This is a genomic window from Arthrobacter sp. YD2 (assembly GCF_030410475.1).
GTDB lineage: Bacteria > Actinomycetota > Actinomycetes > Actinomycetales > Micrococcaceae > Arthrobacter_B > Arthrobacter_B zhangbolii.
In genome coordinates this window covers 168,752-187,463 of sequence record NZ_JAUHHB010000003.1, presented here as the reverse complement: position 1 = coordinate 187,463, position 18,712 = coordinate 168,752, and the positions used below count along the sequence as shown (strand labels likewise).

The following is an 18,712-nucleotide window of genomic DNA, read 5'->3' as shown; positions in this document are numbered from 1 at the left end:
CTACCGCCGGGCGGCAACGATGATCTCCCGGCTCACCGCTGCCAGGAACGGCCCGCCGTCCCAGTCCCCGTACCAGTCGGCGGAGCTGAAGCCTGCTTGATACAGCAGCCGTTCCAGCAGGTCCGCGGGCGGGAATTTGAGGGTGCTCCTGCTGGCGAACCGTGCGCCGTCGGACAGGAACCGGGTGCGGTCCTCGAAGGTCACCAACACGCCGTCGGGGCGGTCCTCCGCCGAGATCAGTTCCCAGTCCACCTCGAGGGTGCCCGCTGAGGATTCCTGCAGCTCAGGTCCGGCGTGGCCGGAATCCCACTCCAGCCATGCCTTCGCTGCCGGGTTCCTTGACTCGAAACAGAAGATGCCGCCGGGCGCCAGCCGGGACCGCACCGCGGCCAACGTCTGCAGCATCTCGGCTTCGGTGAGCAGGCACTGGAAGGCATGGCCCGTCATCACCGCGGCGTCGAAGGGGCCCGCCGGCAGGTCCTCAGCCGTCCCGGGGAGCCAGGTGACCAGTTCGCTGTCCGGCCGGGACCGTGCCGCCTCCAGCATGCCGGCGGCGGGATCAATGCCCGTCACGGCGTGTCCGGCACGCGCCAGCCGGACGGCGAAGCTGCCGGTGCCGCAGCCAATATCCGCGATCCGCAGCGGCTCCTGACGCCCGTTGATCCCACCCAATAGCCCCGCATAAAAATCGGTGTCCCACCGCCCGGCGTTGTCCTCGTCGTACAGCGCCACCAGACGTGGCTCGTTGTAGTGCGCGTCAACCATGGTTTCCTTTGTTTGCCCGGATTCAGGAGGAAGCCTATCGGGATTAAGCCCTGAGGAAAGACCCGCCCTGTCCGGGCCTGTTTCCCAGCCGCACAGCGGATAATTGCATCCCGTGCAGCATCGACTCACAAGGAGGTACCGGCATGCCCCGTAAAGCAACCGCCGCTCCGCGGAAAACTTTCCGCACGGCTCCCGAAACCGGCCCCGCCACGCCTGTGGCCCAGACACCGACGGAACTGGATGCCGCCTACTTCGCCGGCCTGATTGATGAGCGGATAGCGAAGACCCGTGAACAGATTGTGATGCTGACCGATCTGATCCGCGAAGTCACCCTGGCGGCCAAGGACATTCCTGCCGATGATGAGCATGATCCCGAAGGCACCACCGTGTCCGTTGAACGGGCCAACGAAGTGGCCATGCTCGCCGCAGCGGAAAACTCGATGATCGAACTGGTGGAGGCACGGGAACGGCTGGACGCCGGTGCCTACGGAATCTGCGAAAACTGCGGCAACCCCATTCCGGCTGCCCGCCTGGAAATCCGGCCGGAAACCCGCTTCTGCGTGAACTGCGCAGCTGCGCGCCGGCGGTAGGAAAGAAGCCCCTGCCACGGGTGAACGTGTGCCCCCTCACCCCGGTCCCCGGCGGGACCGGGGAGGGGGATAGAATCTACGTGCACTTCAACCTGACCGTAAGGATTCGTAACACGCATGAGCATCACCATCCGGCTTGCCACCGAGGCTGATTTTGAAGATATCCGCCGGATTACCCGTGAGGCTTATCTGCACGGAAAGCACATCGAAGCCGACAATCCCTACGTCAAGGAACTCGAGAACGTCGAGGACCGGGCCAGGCACACCGAACTGTGGGTCGCGGAACTGGGCGGGAAGGTCGCAGCCTCGGCCGCCATCACCTACGCCGGCCAGCCCTACACGGATATTGCCATTGAAGGTGAATTGGAATTCCGCATGCTCGCCGTGGATCCTTCCGTGCAGCGCGGGGGAGTGGGCCGCGCCCTGGTGAACGCCATTGTTGACTACGCCCGGAGCAAGGACGGCATTGAAGCGGTCAGCCTCACCAGCATGACGACCATGCTCAATGCGCACGCGCTGTACCTGTCCCTGGGCTTTGTCCGCGTGCCCGAGCGTGACTGGACCGTTCCCGGCGAAGACTACATTCTCTGGGTCTTCCGCAAGGCCGTCTAACCGTCTGCTTCAAACCCTGCCGGTCCGGCGCCTGGTGGTTTGCCGTATGTACCGGTGAGGCGGGCAACCGCCTCACCGGGCAGCATCTGCTGTACAGCGGCTGTGCGGTGTGTGTCGGCTGCCTCCGTGACCTACCCCCGAACGCCGTAGACTGGAACGGATACCGGTTACATACCGAAACGTTCCTATATAAGACGCATGGGAGACTCATGTCTGAGATCAATCGTGAGGCCGTGGCGCATCTGGCGCGGCTGGCCCACATTGAGATGACCAACGACGAGCTGGACAAGATGGCCGGCGAACTCGATGTCATCGTGGATTCGATCAAATCCGTAAGCGAAGTTGCCGGCGAGGACATCCCGGCCACCTCCCACCCCATCCCGCTGACCAACGTCTTCCGCGAGGACGTTGTGGGGCAGACGCTGACCAATGAGGAAGCCCTGTCCGGTGCGCCCGACAATGCCGCCGGCCGCTTCAAGGTCCCTGCCATCCTGGATGAGGAGTAAAAGCTTCCATGAGTGAACTGATTACATCGAGCGCCGCGCAGCTGGCCGCCAAGCTGGCCGCCCGCGAGGTCACCGCCGTCGAGGTCACGCAGGCGCATCTGGACCGCATCAGCGAGGTCGACGGCGCCGTCAACGCCTTCCTGCACGTGAACACGGACGAGGCGCTGCAGGTAGCTGCCGACGTCGACAAGGCCCGTGCCGCCGGCGAGCAGCTGCATGAACTGGCCGGCGTCCCCATCGCCATCAAGGACCTGATTGTCACCAAGGGCCAGCCCACCACGGCCGGCTCGAAGATGCTCGAAGGCTGGATGAGCCCCTACGACGCCACGGTGATCTCCAAGATCCGTGCCGCGCGGATGCCGATGCTGGGCAAGACCAACCTGGACGAGTTCGCCATGGGCTCCTCCACGGAGCACTCCGCCTACGGGCCCACCCGCAACCCGTGGGACCTGGACCGGATCCCCGGCGGCTCCGGCGGCGGGTCCGCGGCCGCCGTCGCCGCCTTCGAGGCTCCGCTGGCGCTGGGCACCGACACCGGCGGCTCCATCCGCCAGCCCGCCGCCGTCACCGGTTCCGTGGGCGTGAAGCCCACCTACGGCGGTGTTTCCCGCTACGGTGCCATCGCCATGGCCTCCTCGTTGGACCAGATCGGCCCGGTCTCCCGCACCGTGCTGGATGCGGCTCTGCTGCAGGAAGTCATTGGCGGTCACGACCCGCGCGACTCCACCTCCCTCACGGACCCGGTGGGTTCCCTGGCCGACGCCGCCCGCAACGGCAACGTGGCCGGCATGCGGATCGGCATCGTGAAGGAACTGCAGGGCGAAGGCTACGAAGCCGGTGTGCAGGCACGCTTCAACGAGTCCGTTGAGATGCTCCGTGAAGCCGGCGCAGAGATCGTCGAGGTCTCCTGCCCCAACTTCAAGTACGCCCTCGGTGCCTACTACCTGATCATGCCGTCCGAGGCCTCCTCGAACCTCGCCAAGTACGACGGCGTCCGGTACGGCATGCGCGAGCTGCCCGCCGAGCCGCCGCTGACCATCGAACGGGTTATGGGCGCCACCCGTGCCGCCGGCTTTGGTGACGAGGTCAAGCGCCGCATTATCCTGGGCACCTACGCACTTTCAGCCGGCTACTACGATGCCTACTATGGCTCGGCCCAGAAGGTGCGCACCCTGATCCAGCGCGACTTCGACGCCGCGTTTGCGCAGGCCGATGTGCTGATTTCCCCGACCTCGCCCAACACCGCCTTCAAGCTCGGCGAGAAGCTGGACGATCCGCTGGCCATGTACCTGAACGACATCGCCACCATTCCGGCCAACATGGCCGGCGTCCCGGGCATTTCGGTTCCCGGCGGCCTGGCCGACGGCCTGCCTGTCGGCATCCAGTTCCTGGCTCCGGCCCGCGAAGACGTCCGCCTCTACCGCGCCGGCGCCGCCCTTGAGGGCATGCTGGAGCAGAAGTGGGGCGGCCCGCTGCTGGCCTCGGCACCCGTACTCGGAGGAGTGAAGTAAATGTCCGTCCACATCCAGGATGAAACCCTGTCCTTCGAAGAGGCCATGGAGAAGTACGACCCGGTGCTGGGGTTCGAGGTCCACGTGGAGCTGAACACCAAAACCAAGATGTTCTCCGATGCACCGAACATCTTCGGCGACGAGCCCAACACTGCCGTCACCCCGGTGGACCTGGGCATGCCCGGCGTCCTGCCCGTGGTGAACAAAAAGGCCGTGGAGTACTCGATCCTGATCGGCCTGGCCCTGAACTGCAAGATCGCCGAATCCTGCACCTTTGCCCGGAAGCAGTACTTCTACCCGGACACGCCCAAGAACTTCCAGACCTCCCAGTACGAAGATCCCATTGCGTACGACGGCTACCTGGACATCGAGCTGGAAGACGGCACCGTCTTCCGGGTCGAGATTGAGCGTGCCCACATGGAAGAGGACGCCGGCAAGCTCACCCACATGGGTGGTGCGGCAGGCCGCATCCAGGGCGCCGACTTCTCCCTGGTGGACTACAACCGTGCCGGCGTGCCGCTGGTGGAGATTGTCACCAAGCCCATTGAAGGCGCCGGATCCCGTGCCCCCGAACTGGCCAAGGCCTACGTGGCCGCCATCCGGGAAATCGTGAAGAACCTTGGCGTTTCCGACGCGAAGATGGAACGTGGCAACGTGCGCTGCGACGCGAACGTTTCGCTGCGCCCGCACGGCCAGGAGAAGTTTGGCACGCGTTCGGAAACGAAGAACGTGAACTCGCTGCGCGCCGTCGAACGCGCCGTCCGCTTCGAAATCCAGCGCCACGCCGCCGTGCTGGACTCCGGCAACACGATTGTCCAGGAAACCCGGCACTGGCACGAGGACACCCGCTCCACCACCTCGGGCCGGCCGAAATCCGACGCCGATGACTACCGGTACTTCCCCGAGCCTGACCTCGTTCCCGTGGTCACCTCCAAGGAATGGATCGAAGAGCTCCGCGCCCAGTTGCCCGAACCGCCGGCTGAACGCCGCAAGCGGCTCAAGGAAGACTGGGGCTACTCGGACGCCGAGTTCCGCGACGTGGTGAACGCCGGCGTCATGGAAGCCATCGAGGAAACCATTGCCGCAGGCGCTTCCGCGCAGGTTGCCCGCAAATGGTGGATGGGTGAGGTTGCCCGCCGTGCCAAGGAAGCCGAAGTGGATCCGGTGGACGTGGGCGTTACGCCGGAACTGATCGTGGAACTGGACCGCCTGGTGCAGGCCGGCAAAATCAACGACAAGCTGGCCCGCCAGGTCCTCGACGGCGTGCTCGCCGGCGAAGGCACCCCGGAGGAAGTCATTGAAAAGCGCGGCCTGGCCGTCGTTTCCGATGACGGGCCCCTGCTCGAAGCGATCGACGCCGCCCTGGCCGCACAGCCGGACGTTGCGGACAAGATCCGCGGCGGCAAGGTCCAGGCTGTCGGCGCCATCGTGGGCGGCGTCATGAAGGCGACCCGCGGTCAGGCCGACGCCGGCCGCGTGCGCGAACTGATCCTGGAACGCCTGGGCGTCCAGGGCTAGTCAGGCTGGTGCTGAAAACCGGCCCCGGGTCATCCGGGGCCGGTTTTCGCGTTAAGCCCCCGGGTCAGCGTGCCGTGCCCGGCCGAAGGCGTCATCTCCGATTTCCGGCAGACGGCCGGCATGGCCTGACGGTAGGCTTTCGAAATGGCCAACCTTCCCGCTGCTGAGATCTCCGCCGACCCCGCACTGGTGGGGCAGCTGATAAGGGAACAGCGGCCTGACCTGGCCGGCCTCGAGCTGCACGTAGCCGGCAGCGGATGGGACAACCACATCTACCGGCTGGGCGCCGACTACGCTGTCCGCCTGCCACGCCGCCGGTCCGCAGCGGGGCTGACGGCCAATGAACAGCAGTGGCTGCCGCAGCTGACCGCCGAGGTTCCCATACCGACATCAGCTCCGCTGTTCTCCGGCACACCCTGCGAGCTCTACCCCTGGCCGTGGAGCATCACCCGCTGGTTCGACGGGCAGGACGTCTCCCTGCAGCCCCGGGACCGCAACACAGCCCTGGCGGAGGGCCTGGCCTCGTTCCTCAATGCCTTCCACCGGCCCGCGCCGCCGGACTACCCGCGGAATCCGTTCCGGGGCGGGCCGCTGCCGGAACGGGACAGATCAGTGCAGGAGCGGCTGGACACCGGCATGGTCCCGCACGCGGTTCGGGTCCGGGAAGTCTGGTCAGAGGCACGTGAGGCGCCCGGCTGGCCCGGGCCTTCGCTCTGGCTGCACGGGGACCTGCATGCCGCGAACCTCGTCTCCAAGGACCAGGCACTTCAGGCAGTGATCGATTTCGGTGACATGACCGCCGGGGATCCGGCCACGGACCTGGCCGCAGCGTGGCTGGTGTTCGACGCCGCGGGCCGGACGGCGTTCCGTGCCGCACTGGGGCCGCAGTACGATGCCGACCCGCATATCTGGCAGCGTGCCCGCGGGTGGGCGGTCTGCCTCGCGACCGTCCTGCTGGCCAACTCCGATGACGCTCCCGGATTGAACCTGCTGGGGTCCGAGACCCTCATGGAGATCCTTACGAATGACAGAGAAGGGACGCCCTAAGTGGGGATGGGCAGCTGGAAACACTCGGTCCGGATTTCGATCGAGGGGGACGACCACGTCCAGGAGGATGAATGCGGTTTCGCCGGGGCAACGGCGTGGGTGCTCGACGGCGCCAGTTCGCTGCTTCCCCAGCTCGGCCTGCCGGGTCCGTCCGACCCGTCCTGGTATGCCCGGCAGCTGGACCGGCTGCTCACCGAGGCTGCCGTTGCCGCGGAAGGGACGGGGAACGCGGACCTCAGTGCACCGGCAGTCCTTGCCGATGCCCTGGGCCGCATGGACAAGCTCGCCGCCAGCCTGGTCGGCGGGGAAAGAGTCCGCTTTCCGTCGGCAGCGATGTGCCTGGCCCAGCTCACGGGGGAGGGGGTCGAGGTGCTGGCCCTGGCGGACTGCCATGCGGTGGTGGAGCTGGAGGACGGCTCCACAGTCCACGTCACGCACGAACCCGCGGACATCCGGATCCGCCCTGAAGAATCCGCCGACCCCTTCCGGGAACGGGAACTGCGGATCCGTGACAGGGAACTGCGCAATACACCCGGACGGCTGTGGGTGGCCCGGCGCGAGGTGGAGGCCGCCGATCAGGCGCGCACGGTCCGTCTGGGCCCTCCCCGACGGATGGTTCTGGCCTCCGACGGAGCCTGGCGGGCGGTGGACCTGGGCATTGTGCAGGGACCGGCCGAATTCCTGCAGGCGGCACGGTCGCCGCTGGCGGCCCAGGAAATGCTGCTGGCGCTGCGCCGCCTGCAGGCCGGGACCGGCGAGAGCGCCGATGACGCCACCCTCCTCACCGTTGAAAGGACCTCATCATGACCGTTCCGCCGAACACGCCGGTTTCCTGCGATGTCCTGGTGATCGGGGGTGGGATCGCGGGCCTTTCCCTGGCCGCCGAACTGGCCGTCGCCCACGGGGCGGACGTGGTGCTGGTGGAAGCGGAACAGACACTGGCCCATCACACCTCCTCCCGGTCCGCCCGGCAGCTGATCCCCAGTTACGGACCGCCCCCGGTCCAGGACCTGACCCTGCGGACGCTGGCTCTGATCCGAAGCGCGGAAGCCGAGCTGTCCGCACCTGTTTTGACCCCCCGCAGTTTCCTGCTGATCGGTGATGAGGAATCCGTCCGGGACCGGGCAAGTACGCACATGCATCCCGTCATGCCGGCGGAGGCGCTCGGGCTGGCCCCGGAGCTGAAACCGGGAGCCTTCACGGCCGCCGGGCTGGACACAACATCGGTAGCCTGCGACACGGACGCGCTGCTCGAATACCACCGGCAGCGCCTGTGCTCCGCCGGTGGGCGCATCATGACCGGACAGCGCGTCCGGGAGGCTGGCCGGAGGGAAGGTCCGGCCGCGGGATTATGGGAGGTCGCGGCGCAGGGGAGCCGGTTCCGCGCCCAAACGGTGATCAACGCAGCAGGTGCCTGGGCAGACGGCATCGCGGACATTTTCGGTGCCCGCCCGCTGGGGCTGACGCCATACCGCCGGACAGCCGCCGTCGTCGACGTCGAGCGGCCGCTGGCGGAAGGGGCACCGATGGTCGCCGATGCCGGAGACCGTTTCTACTACCGCCCCGAAGGGCAGCAGGTGCTGATCTCGCCGTCCGAAAGCGAACCGAGCGTTGCCGAGGATGCCCGGCCGCGGCAAACCGATGTGCAGGCGCTGGTGGAACTGGTCAACAGCGTCACGACCATGGGTATTACCGGGGTGTCCCGGGCATGGACCGGACTGCGCACCGAAACACAGGACGGGCTGCCCGTGGTGGGCCCGGATCCGGCCGTGCAGGGCTTCTTCTGGCTCGCCGGACAGGGCGGTTACGGATTCCAAACCTCCTCCGGCATTGCCGAGCTCGCAGCCGGAATCCTGTTGGGAACCGAAGCGGAAAACCCGCTCAGCAGGGCACTGAGCCCGGCCCGGATAACAGTGTGACCAAGATCTCACTGTTTCCGCTGTAACGAATCAGCCAAGGGCCCTCCGTATGGTCGTTAGGGCACCAAGAGATGCCTAGAGTTGTAGGTATCAAGCCCGTCCGGCGAAAACACCTACGCATCGAAAACTCAGTGCCCGAAAGGTCAGTCTCAGTGCCAGATTTCTTGCCGCCAAAAGTTGTTGGCGTGCAGCAGCGTCCCCTCTACATCCGGGTCCGTTCGATCCTGACAATTATCAGTACGTTGTGGCTGGTTCTGGCCATTATCGGGGTCGGTTTCTTCTCCGGCGGAACCACCTCCCTGGCCTTGTCCCTGATTCTGCTTTACGGCACGGGTGCCGCCCTCCTGGTGGTCATCACGGCAATTTACCGATACGTTTCCCGGGCAGCACGCCAGCGGGTGGAAACCATGCCGGATGACAACGCCGCAGCCGTTTTTGTTGACACCACGCGTTCGGCCACCGAGGAAATTATGGCTGCGCTACGTCCCGCCGCGCCGGCAGGCCGTCCCGCCGTGTCCGTGCGGATGCCGCAGACGGTCGACGCCCTGGACGTAGCCGCTGCCCTCGCTGCCCGGACGGCTGCCCTGACCTCCGCCGCAGCAGCCGAAAAGTCCGCAGCCGCAGCTGCTGCAATCGTCTCGCCGGCGAAAACCAAGTCCCCGGTGAATAAATCCGCCACCAAAAAGAAGACCGGGACGAAGCGGCCGGCCCAGCCCAAGAAGGCACAGGCAGGTAAGTCGCGCCCGGCCACCAAGACTGCCACGCGGGGTACAGGCGCGGCAGCGAACACCACGCCGAAGAAGAGCTCCGGCGGCCGGAAGTCCGGTTCTGCTGGCAAAGGAGCAGGGGCCGCGGGGAACACACCCCGGGCTGAGCGGGTAGCCGCGGCCCCTTCCGGACCGGCCGCTAACACGGGGGCCGCGGGTACAGCCGCTAACACGGGGGCCGCGGGTACAGCAGTCCGGAAGGACGCCGGCAGCGCTCCGCGGGAAAACATATCCGCTCCGGCGCCGGTCATGGGCGTTCCGGGCATCCGCACCGCAGAGCAGGAAATCCTGCCGCGCCTGGAAGGAGCACCGTCCTGCGGTTTCACTGCGGGTCCGGTCCGCACCGCCGCCGTGCGACAGCCCGACCGGGAACTCACAGCCGCCTGATCGGGGAGGGGCCAGAGGGCCCTGAATACTCAGGTAGTTGTCAGGTTGTCTTCAGCACCTACCCAGACGGGCCGCTTATCGTAGTTAGTACCTCATAAGGGTGCGAGTGATGAATGGACCGAGTAGTGACCGGTCCGGCGCCGGCAGACTAGGGTTGTTTCCCCCAACCAGCCCCAAGTCTGCCGGCGTTTTCCTTTTAACGGGTGTTTGTTTCCGGTGCCGCCGTGGCAGGGAAGCCAGGGGCTATTCCGCCCGGAAATCGGGAAATTCGCCGGTGGCAGGTGAGAAGAATTCTTCGACGCCGGTCACCACACCCGGAGCTTCCGGGCCGCGCAGATACTCCCGGAGTCCGTCCAGGGCCGGCTCCCGGCCCTCGGCAACCAACCGCACGGATCCATCCGGCATATTGGAAACCGCCCCGGTCAGTCCCAGCTGCACGGCACGGCCCCGGGCCCGGTACCGGAACCCCACTCCCTGCACTTCGCCGGTGACGCGGGCGGTCAGCCGCCGCTCAGTTCCTTCCGGGCGCTCCTGCTCATTCATCCGCGACGCTCCTGCTTATTCATCCGCACTTATTCATCCGCACTTATTCATCGGCACAGCCTAGCGCCGGCATACCACCGCACGCCCGTTCTCCCGGAATCAGGGAAAACTCAGTACAGCCGGGTTCCCAGTCTGTCCTCCACGGCAGCCAGGAGGGTGCCGCCGTCCACAAGGACCCGTACCGCCTCGATCTCCGGGGCAAGGTACCTGTCCGGTCCCGGACCGGCCACGACCTCCCGGATCGCGGCCCGGCCCGCCGCCACGGCGGGGGCGCTGCGTGTGGTGGCCAGTCCGCCGTCGCGCATGTCCAGTGCGCGGGCGGCGGTTAGAAGCTCTATGGCGAGCACCCGGGTGAGTCCGTCCAGCGCACGGCGCAGTTTCAGCCCCGCAGCCCAGCCCATGGAGACATGATCCTCCTGCATGGCCGAGGACGGGATGGAATCCACGGACGCCGGAACCGCGAGCCGCTTAAGTTCGGAGACGATGCCGGCCTGCGTGTATTGGGCGATCATGTGTCCCGAGTCCACCCCTGGGTCGTGGGCCAGGAAGGCATTCAGTCCGTGGCTGCGGGACCTGTCCAGGAACCTGTCGGTGCGGCGTTCGCTCATGGAAGCCACGTCAGCGACGGCAATGGCCAGGAAATCCAGCACATAGGCCACCGGCGCACCGTGGAAGTTGCCATTGGATTCCAGCCGTCCGTCCGGGGTCACCACCGGATTGTCGACGGCGGAGGCGCGCTCAGCGGCGGCCACGCTTTCCGCGTGGGCCAGCGTGGACCGTGCAGCGCCATGGACCTGGGGAGCGCAACGGAGCGAATACGCGTCCTGCACGCGGGTGAAACCGCCGGTCTTGTGCTCCTCGATCAGCACCGAACCGGCGAGTATGGACCGGATGTTGGCGGCGGACTCGGCCTGGCCGTGCTGCGGACGCAGTTCCTGAAGGTCTGCCGCGAACACCGAGTCGCTGCCCAGCAGCCCTTCAACACTCATGGCGGCGGCCAGATCCGCGGTGGACAGCAGGCGGTGCAGATCCGCGAGCGCCAGTGTCAGCATGCCCAGCATTCCGTCCGTACCGTTGATCAGCGCAAGGCCTTCCTTCTCCCTCAGCTGCACGGGAGTGAGTCCGGCGTCCGCGAGCGCTGTCGCCGCGGGGAGCATCCGGCCATCCGGCGTCCGAACCTCCCCCTCGCCCATCAGGGCCAGGGCACAGTGGGACAGAGGCGCCAAATCACCGGAGCATCCCAGCGAACCGTATTCCCCGACAACGGGGGTGATACCCGCGTTCAGGAGTCCGGCGTAGGCCAGGGCAATCCCGGGACGTACGCCCGTCCGGCCGGTAGCCAGCGTGGAGAGACGGTTGAGCATGAGCGCACGCACCACCTCGCGGTCCACTTCAGCGCCCGACGACGCCGCGTGGCTGCGGATCAGTGAGCGCTGCAGCTGGGTCCGCTGGTACGGCGGGATCTGCTTGACGGCCAGGGCGCCGAACCCGGTGGAGACACCGTAGTGGGGTTTGTCATCCGCTGCCAGGTTGTCGATGACGCTGCGTGAGGAGGCCATGGCGGCCAGCGCCTCGGGGGCAAGATCCACCCTGGCCCCGTGCCGGGCCACCGCCACGATGTCCCGCGCCGCCAGCGGCCCGGTCCCCAGCTCAACGGCCTCAAGGCCCTGTTCAACGTGCATTTCTCTCCGTCCTCGCGGAGAAAACTCTCCGTTTCATGCCGGCTGCCCGTGCAGTCCCGGCCGGTATGCTGCGAGCTTCCATCTCACCACCGCTGCGGCACCAAACCTACGTTCCGGGCGCATTCCGTTTCTGGGATACCAGACACTGCCCTAGACTCAGCCCATGTCCGCCAGTTATTCCCGCGTCCAGGTCCCGGCGGCGGCGCAGGTCCTGTCCATCCTCCGCTACCTTGGCCGGCAGGCCGGGCCGGTCAGCGCCGGTGCCGTGGCCAGGGATCTCTCCCTGCCCCGTTCCACTACCTATCATCTGCTTGCCGCGCTGGTGGCCGACGGTTTTGCAGTGCACCTGCCGGAGGAGAGCAAGTATGCGCTAGGTGCCACCGCCCATGAACTGGGCACCGGATACGCCCGGCAGGCGCCTCTGCAGCGCATCGGGAGATTTCCGTTGCGGAAGCTCGTCACCCGCACCCGGGCCACCGCGCATCTGGCGGTGCTGCAGGGAGCCGACGTTATCTACGTGATCGAGGAACGTGCGCCGCGGCAGCCCCCACTGGTGACCGACGCCGGGGTACGGCTTCCGGCCCACCGCACCGCCAGCGGGCGGGCCATGCTGGCCCCGATGAACCCGTCCCAGCTGCGGGCCCTGTATCCGGAAGCGGACGTGATGCGGTCCTCCCGCACGGGGGGTCCCTCCCTGAGCGGACTGCTGGAACAGGTGCGGGAGCGCGGCTACGCGTGGGAGGAGGACGAGGTCTCAGACGGCTTCTCCTCCCTGGCCGTACCTGTCCTGGACCGTGCCGGACATGCGGTGGCCAGTGTCACGGTGACGGTGCCCACCCGGCATGCCATCCCCGGGCCAAGCGCCCTGCCCGACCGGCCCGGCCACTCCGCCCCCGCCGGACACGCTGCCCCCGCCAGGTCCGTTTCCGCCGCCCCGGCTGCCGCCGTCGAGGCCCTGGCGGAGGAATACCTGCCGGAGCTGAACCGCTGCGCTGTTGAAATCTCCCGGCGGCTCGGCGCCCCTGCCGGACCGTAACCGGCGGGGCGCCGCCCGGAACCCCGGCAATCACGGGCACCGATCCCCGGAACGGGTGCTGTCTGGTATCCCAGAAAGCGACTGCTCCGGCGGCGGCACGGGAAAGTCCGTGGGCTACGGTCTGGCTATGGCAACCACATCCGATCCGGACCGGCAGGTCAGTGCACCCCGGGGCACCCGTCTCACCGCGAAAAGCTGGCAGACCGAAGCACCGCTGCGCATGCTGATGAACAACCTGGACCCCGAGGTGGCGGAACGGCCGGCGGACCTGGTGGTCTACGGCGGTACCGGGCGCGCAGCGCGCAGCTGGGAAGCCTATGACGCCATCATCGCGACCCTGTCCACCCTGGCCGGGGATGAGACGCTGCTGGTCCAGTCCGGCAAGCCGGTGGGTGTCTTCCGCACCCACGAATGGGCCCCGCGGGTGCTGATTGCCAACTCCAACCTGGTGGGGGACTGGGCCACCTGGCCCGAGTTCCGGCGGCTCGAAGCTGAAGGCCTGATGATGTACGGGCAGATGACTGCCGGGTCCTGGATCTACATCGGCACCCAGGGCATCCTGCAGGGCACGTATGAAACCTTCGGTGCCGTGGCCCGCAAACTCTTCGGGGATGGCAACGCCACCCTGGCCGGAACGCTGACGCTTACCGGCGGGTGCGGAGGAATGGGCGGTGCGCAGCCGCTGGCCGTGACCCTGAACGGCGGAGCGGTGCTGATTGTGGACGTGGACGAAACCCGGCTGCAGCGCCGTGCCGCCAAGCGCTATCTGGACGAGGTGGCACCGGACCTGGACACCGCCGTCGCCCGGGTAATGGCGGCCCGGACCGAAAAGCGGGCGTTGTCCGTGGGCGTGGTCGGCAACGCCGCCGAGGTGTTTGAAGAGCTGCTGCGGCGCCGTCACGCCGGGGAGATTACGGTGGACATCGTCACTGACCAGACCTCGGCCCACGACCCGCTGAGCTACCTGCCGGCAGGCATCCCGGTGGACCGCTGGCACGCCGAAGCGGCAGCGGACCCGGACGGATTCACCAAACAGGCACGTGAGTCCATGGCACGCCAGGTCGCGGCCATGGTGGGCTTCCAGGACGCCGGGGCGGAGGTCTTCGACTACGGCAACTCCATCCGGGACGAGGCCCGCCAGGGCGGTTACGCCCGCGCCTTCGACTTTCCCGGGTTTGTGCCCGCCTACATCAGGCCGCTGTTCTGCGAGGGGATGGGCCCGTTCCGCTGGGTGGCGCTCTCCGGGGACCCGGCGGATATTGCCGTCACGGACGCAGCCATCAAGGAGCTGTTCCCGGAGAACACCCGGCTGCACCGCTGGATCGACGCCGCCGCCGAACACGTGGAGTTCGAGGGACTGCCGGCACGGATCTGCTGGCTGGGCTACGGGGAGCGGGCCAGGGCCGGCCTGCTGTTCAACCGGCTCGTGGCCGAAGGCAGGGTCAGCGCGCCCATCGTCATTGGCCGCGACCACCTGGATTCCGGCTCCGTGGCTTCCCCGTACCGGGAAACCGAGGCCATGGCAGACGGGTCGGATGCCATTGCGGACTGGCCGTTGCTGAACGCCCTGCTCAATACGGCCTCCGGCGCCACCTGGGTATCGCTGCATCACGGCGGCGGTGTGGGGATCGGCCGGTCCATCCACGCCGGCCAGGTAGGCGTGGCGGACGGCACCGAGCTGGCCGCCCGCAAGCTGGAAACGCTGCTCACCAATGATCCCGGCACCGGAGTGATGCGCCACGCCGACGCCGGATACGCGCGGGCGCACGATGTCGCAGCAGAGCGCGGCATCCGAATCCCCATGAACGAATAGGGTCCGGACCATGGACAGCTCCGGCGTTAACCCACTGCTCGCAGCGATCGCGGACACCGGCCGTGACCGCCGGCGCGGCGGCTACTCCCGTCCGGTATTTTCCACCGCCGAACTGGACCTGCGCAGCTGGTTCACCGCCGAGGCGCAGCGTCGCGGACTGGATACGGAGACTGACCGCAACGGGATTCTCTGGGCCTGGTGGGGGCCGCCGCAGGCCGGGGCACTGGTCACCGGGAGCCATCTGGACTCCGTTCCGGGCGGCGGCGCGTTCGACGGTCCGCTGGGGATCGCCTCGGCGCTCGCGGCCGTCGACCTGCTGCGCAGCCGCGGCGTGCAGCCCCGACGGTCACTGGCGGTTGCCGTCTTTCCGGAGGAGGAGGGATCCCGGTTCGGCGTTGCGTGCCTGGGCTCCCGGCTCCTGACCGGCGCCATCGATCCGGATACTGCACGGAACCTGCGTGACGCCGACGGCACCACCTTCGCCGAGGCGGTCCGCGCCCACGGGCTGGACCCCGACCGGCTGGGCCGGGACGAGCCGGCCCTGGCCAGGATCGGGGACTTCGTGGAACTGCACGTGGAGCAGGGCAGGGGACTGGGCGACGGCGGCCCGGCAGTCGCCGTCGGCGGTTCCGTCCTGGGCCACGGCCGCTGGCGGCTGAGCATACGCGGAGAAGGCAACCACGCAGGCACCACCGCGATGGCCGACCGTGCCGATCCGATGGTTGCTGCAGCGCACATTATTGTGGCCGTGCAGCAGACCGCCGCCGCGGTGGACGGCGCCCGGGCCACAGTGGGCAGGATTTCCCCCGTGCCCGGCGGTACCAACGTCATTGCCTCCCGGGTGGACCTGTGGCTGGACGCCCGGCACCCCCGGGACACAGTCACCCTGGAACTGGTGGACACCATCCACGGCAAGGCACAAAAGATCGCTGCATTCGAGGGCTGCACCGTGAGCCTCTCGCGCGAGTCATGGACCGGGACAACGGAGTTCGAGCCCATGCTCCGGCGCAGCCTGGAACTCTCCCTGCCCGGAGCTCCGGTGCTGGCCACCGGCGCCGGACACGATGCAGGGATCCTCGCCGGCCACGTCCCTGCCGGGATGCTGTTTGTCCGCAACCCCACCGGCATCTCGCATTCGCCGGAGGAACACGTGGAACCGGCTGACGCGGACGCGGGAACCGCAGCACTGGCCGATGTCCTTGCGGACCTGCTGTGAGCGGCAAAGCTGCCGGGGTATGGGCTGACCTTCCGGTGGAGCGTTTCTTCTGGTGCGAACAGGCGTTGCTGGACGGGCGGATATCCCGGGGCGTGCGGGCGGAGGTCGACGGCGCAGGCTGCATCGCCGCCGTCGAAACCGGTACGGCGGCGCGCGGGGGTGACCGGGTGCTGCCCGGGGTGACCTTCCCGGCCGCGTCCAACGCCCACTCCCACGCCTTCCACCGGATCCTGCGCGGGCGCACCCACGCCGGCGGCCCGGGCAGCTTCTGGACCTGGCGGGAGCAGATGTACGCCGCCGCCGCGGTCCTCACCCCTGAGCTGTACGAGGAACTCGCCACGGCGGTGTTCGCCGAGATGGTGGTGACCGGGTGGACCTCCGTGGCGGAGTTCCACTACCTCCACCATCACCCGGACGGCAGTCCCTACGCCCCTGCGCACGCGATGGAACGCGCCCTGGCCCGCGCCGCCCTCGCCACCGGCATCCGGCTCACCCTCCTGGACACCGCGTACCTCTCGGGCGGATTCGGCACCGCCCTGTCCGCCGAACAGCTGCGCTTCGGGGATGCCGGCGCAGACGGCTGGCTCACCCGGCTGGCATCGCTCCGCACGGCGTTTGCCAACGACTTCGATCCGGCGCAGATCAGCGTGGCCGCAGCCCTGCATTCGGTCCGCGGCGTCCCGGAGGAGGCACTGGCCGAGGTGGCTGCCGGGCTGGATCCGGACCTGCCCCTGCACATCCACCTCTCCGAACAGCCGGCGGAAAACGAGGCATGTCTGGCGGCTACCGGGATGACTCCCACCGGGTTGCTGCATAAACACGGGTTGGTGACCGGCCGGCTGTCGGCGGTCCACGCCACCCATCTGAGCGGGGAGGACATCGGCATTCTCGGCGGGGCGGGAGCCACCGTGGTGCTGTGCCCCACCACGGAGGCGGACCTGGCGGACGGTATCGGCCCCGCTGCCCGGTTGCGCGACGCCGGAGCCGGGATTGCGCTGGGAACTGACCAGCACGCCGTCGTCGATCCGTGGCAGGAGATGCGCGCCCTGGAGTACGGGGAGCGGCTTGGCTCGGGGGAGCGCGGCAGGTTTGCCCCGGCCCTTCTGCACCGGGCCGTTTCCGACGCCGGTGCCCGGGCGATGGGGAGGCCTGCGCCGGGACTCGCCGTCGGAAACGCCTGTGACCTGATGGTGATGGACCCGGCTTCGGTCCGCACCGCCGGAAGCCGGCCGGAGCAGCTGGCGCTGACGGCCACCGCTGCGGATGTGCGTACAGTCGTGGTGGCGGGGCGGATCCTCGCCCGGGACGGACACCACGCCGTGCTGGGGGATCCGGCAGCCCTGCTCGCCGGCGCCCTGGCGGCGGCGGATTCCCTACCCGACCCGCAAGGACGTGCCCGCCCGTGACACCGGCCTCCCTTCTTATTACCAACATCGGCGAGCTGTCCACCCAGGACCACCGCCGCCCGGACCCGGTGCTCCGCAACGCCGCCATAGCGTTTGAGGGCGAGCGGATCAGCTGGATCGGTCCCGCACCGCAGGCGCCGGCGGCGGACGAGGTGTTCGACGCCGGCGGGCGGGCCGGGCTGCCCGGCTGGGTGGACTCGCACACCCATCTGGTGTTCGCCGGGGACCGTAGTGCGGAGTTCGAGGCACGGATGGCGGGGGAGCCGTATGCCGCCGGAGGGATTGCCGTCACCACCGAAGCAACCCGCTCGGCGTCGGACTATGACCTGACCCGGCTGCTAATGGCCAGGGCGGCCGAAGCGGCCGCGGGCGGCACCACCTACCTGGAAACCAAAACCGGTTACGGGCTGACCGTGGAGGAGGAGGCGCGCAGCGCCAGGATCGCGTCCACCGTGGCGGACACGGTCACGTTCCTCGGCGCCCATCTGGTTCCGCCCGGAGCCGATCCGGAGGAGTATACGGAGCTGGTCTGCGGGCCGATGCTCACCGCCGTCCGCCCCTATGTGCAGTGGATCGATGTGTTCTGCGAGGAAGGAGCCTTCACCGCAGACCAGTCCCGCCGCGTCCTGGCCGCCGGACAGGCGGCCGGGCTGGGACTGCGCGTCCACGGCAACCAGCTGGGCCCCGGTGCCGGTGCCGCCCTGGCAGCGGAGTTTGGCGCGGCCAGCGTGGACCACGTGAACCACCTCTCCGACGCCGACGTGGCGGCGCTCGCCGGCACCTGGACCGACTGGGACGGCACGGCCGGCACGGGTACCCCGGGCACTGTGGCAACCTGCCTGCCGGCCTGCGACCTGTCTACCCGTGCGCCGCTGGCCCCGGCCCGCCGGCTGCTGGATGCCGGGGTGCAGGTGGCGCTGGCATCGAACTGCAATCCGGGCACCTCCTTCACCAGCTCAATGAATTTCTGCGTCGCAACGGCGGTGCTGCAGATGGGGCTGACCGTGGCCGAAGCCGTCCGGGCAGCCACCTACGGCGGTGCTTTGGCGCTGCGGGTGCACACCGGGGAGGACCGGGACGGCGCCAGGGCGGTGGGGTCCCTCGCCGTCGGGCACCGCGCGGATCTGCAGCTGCTGAACGCGCCCTCAGCCGCGCATCTGGCCTACCGGCCGGGGATGCCGCTGACCGGCATGGTGTTTAGGGCCGGGGAGCCGGTCCGCGGCTGACTTCCGGCGGGGGTGCGTCGGTGACCGGGGCTGCGGGATGCGGGCTGAGGGCGCATGACGCACCGCCGGCGAATCGAGAAGTCACAAATTACCGTTTTTACGGACGAAACCTGTAAATCGTGCCGTTTCGATTCCCGAAACGGTAAATCGTGCCTTTTCGATGCGGGC

17 protein-coding genes are annotated in these 18,712 nt (G+C 68.1%); 14 read left to right on the top strand and 3 right to left on the bottom strand.

The window, feature by feature from the left end; translation table 11 throughout:
- On the bottom strand, window positions 1-765 hold the full coding sequence (locus QWJ37_RS11930) for a class I SAM-dependent methyltransferase (RefSeq protein WP_290245384.1): 765 nt from the start codon (window positions 763-765) through the stop codon (window positions 1-3).
- A 143-nt stretch (window positions 766-908) separates the two neighbouring features.
- Here QWJ37_RS11930 and QWJ37_RS11925 point away from each other — a divergent pair, with 143 nt between their 5' ends.
- The 9 genes from QWJ37_RS11925 (at window position 909) to QWJ37_RS11885 (ending at window position 9,622) form a co-directional block, all read left to right on the top strand.
- Window positions 909-1,355, top strand: coding sequence for a TraR/DksA family transcriptional regulator (locus QWJ37_RS11925; protein WP_227904323.1), 447 nt, complete (start codon window positions 909-911; stop codon window positions 1,353-1,355).
- Between the two features lie 117 nt (window positions 1,356-1,472).
- Window positions 1,473-1,967 carry a GNAT family N-acetyltransferase gene (locus tag QWJ37_RS11920; protein WP_227904324.1) on the top strand — a complete coding sequence of 165 codons (495 nt, stop codon included), beginning with the start codon at window positions 1,473-1,475 and terminating at the stop codon, window positions 1,965-1,967.
- A gap of 209 nt (window positions 1,968-2,176) precedes the next feature.
- On the top strand, window positions 2,177-2,473 hold the full coding sequence (gatC, locus tag QWJ37_RS11915) for an Asp-tRNA(Asn)/Glu-tRNA(Gln) amidotransferase subunit GatC (RefSeq protein ID WP_146363477.1): 297 nt from the start codon (window positions 2,177-2,179) through the stop codon (window positions 2,471-2,473).
- 8 nt (window positions 2,474-2,481) lie between these two features.
- A complete protein-coding gene (gatA, locus tag QWJ37_RS11910; RefSeq protein WP_227904325.1) occupies window positions 2,482-3,984 on the top strand; it encodes an Asp-tRNA(Asn)/Glu-tRNA(Gln) amidotransferase subunit GatA in 1,503 nt (500 codons plus the stop codon).
- Complete coding sequence (gatB, locus tag QWJ37_RS11905) at window positions 3,985-5,502, top strand: Asp-tRNA(Asn)/Glu-tRNA(Gln) amidotransferase subunit GatB (RefSeq protein ID WP_227904326.1); 1,518 nt, start codon at window positions 3,985-3,987, stop codon at window positions 5,500-5,502.
- 144 nt (window positions 5,503-5,646) lie between these two features.
- The gene (locus QWJ37_RS11900) at window positions 5,647-6,549 is read left to right on the top strand and encodes an aminoglycoside phosphotransferase family protein (protein WP_290245383.1); all 903 of its coding nucleotides are present in this window, start codon (window positions 5,647-5,649) and stop codon (window positions 6,547-6,549) included.
- Window positions 6,550-7,356, top strand: a complete 807-nt coding sequence (locus QWJ37_RS11895) for a hypothetical protein (protein ID WP_290245382.1) — start codon at window positions 6,550-6,552, stop codon at window positions 7,354-7,356.
- Window positions 7,353-8,468, top strand: a complete 1,116-nt coding sequence (locus QWJ37_RS11890; RefSeq protein ID WP_290245381.1) for an FAD-dependent oxidoreductase — start codon at window positions 7,353-7,355, stop codon at window positions 8,466-8,468. The genes QWJ37_RS11895 and QWJ37_RS11890 overlap by 4 nt, the downstream gene beginning before the upstream one ends.
- A 185-nt stretch (window positions 8,469-8,653) precedes the next feature.
- Window positions 8,654-9,622 carry a hypothetical protein gene (locus tag QWJ37_RS11885; protein WP_290245380.1) on the top strand — a complete coding sequence of 323 codons (969 nt, stop codon included), beginning with the start codon at window positions 8,654-8,656 and terminating at the stop codon, window positions 9,620-9,622.
- Between the two features lie 243 nt (window positions 9,623-9,865).
- Here the strand turns inward: QWJ37_RS11885 and QWJ37_RS11880 are convergent, their stop codons facing one another.
- Both QWJ37_RS11880 and hutH read right to left on the bottom strand, forming a co-directional pair.
- A complete protein-coding gene (locus tag QWJ37_RS11880) occupies window positions 9,866-10,165 on the bottom strand; it encodes an acylphosphatase (protein WP_290245379.1) in 300 nt (99 codons plus the stop codon).
- A 110-nt stretch (window positions 10,166-10,275) separates the two neighbouring features.
- Window positions 10,276-11,847 (bottom strand): histidine ammonia-lyase, encoded by a 1,572-nt coding sequence (gene hutH / locus QWJ37_RS11875; protein WP_227904337.1) that lies wholly within the window; start codon window positions 11,845-11,847, stop codon window positions 10,276-10,278.
- 163 nt (window positions 11,848-12,010) lie between these two features.
- On the opposite strand from hutH, the gene QWJ37_RS11870 reads away from it, so the two are divergent.
- The 5 genes from QWJ37_RS11870 (at window position 12,011) to hutI (ending at window position 18,544) form a co-directional block, all read left to right on the top strand.
- Entirely contained in the window at window positions 12,011-12,883 is an 873-nt protein-coding gene (locus QWJ37_RS11870; RefSeq protein WP_290245378.1) for an IclR family transcriptional regulator, read from the top strand.
- Window positions 12,884-13,010: 127 nt separating this feature from the next.
- On the top strand, window positions 13,011-14,696 hold the full coding sequence (hutU, locus tag QWJ37_RS11865) for a urocanate hydratase (RefSeq protein WP_227928959.1): 1,686 nt from the start codon (window positions 13,011-13,013) through the stop codon (window positions 14,694-14,696).
- Between the two features lie 10 nt (window positions 14,697-14,706).
- A complete protein-coding gene (locus QWJ37_RS11860) occupies window positions 14,707-15,912 on the top strand; it encodes an allantoate amidohydrolase (RefSeq protein WP_290245377.1) in 1,206 nt (401 codons plus the stop codon).
- Window positions 15,909-17,318 carry a formimidoylglutamate deiminase gene (locus QWJ37_RS11855; protein ID WP_290245376.1) on the top strand — a complete coding sequence of 470 codons (1,410 nt, stop codon included), beginning with the start codon at window positions 15,909-15,911 and terminating at the stop codon, window positions 17,316-17,318. Before QWJ37_RS11860 ends, QWJ37_RS11855 begins: the two co-directional genes overlap by 4 nt.
- Window positions 17,315-18,544: an imidazolonepropionase gene (gene hutI / locus QWJ37_RS11850; RefSeq protein WP_290245375.1), complete on the top strand. Its 1,230-nt coding sequence runs from the start codon at window positions 17,315-17,317 to the stop codon at window positions 18,542-18,544. The genes QWJ37_RS11855 and hutI overlap by 4 nt, the downstream gene beginning before the upstream one ends.
- Window positions 18,545-18,712 lie beyond the last annotated feature (168 nt).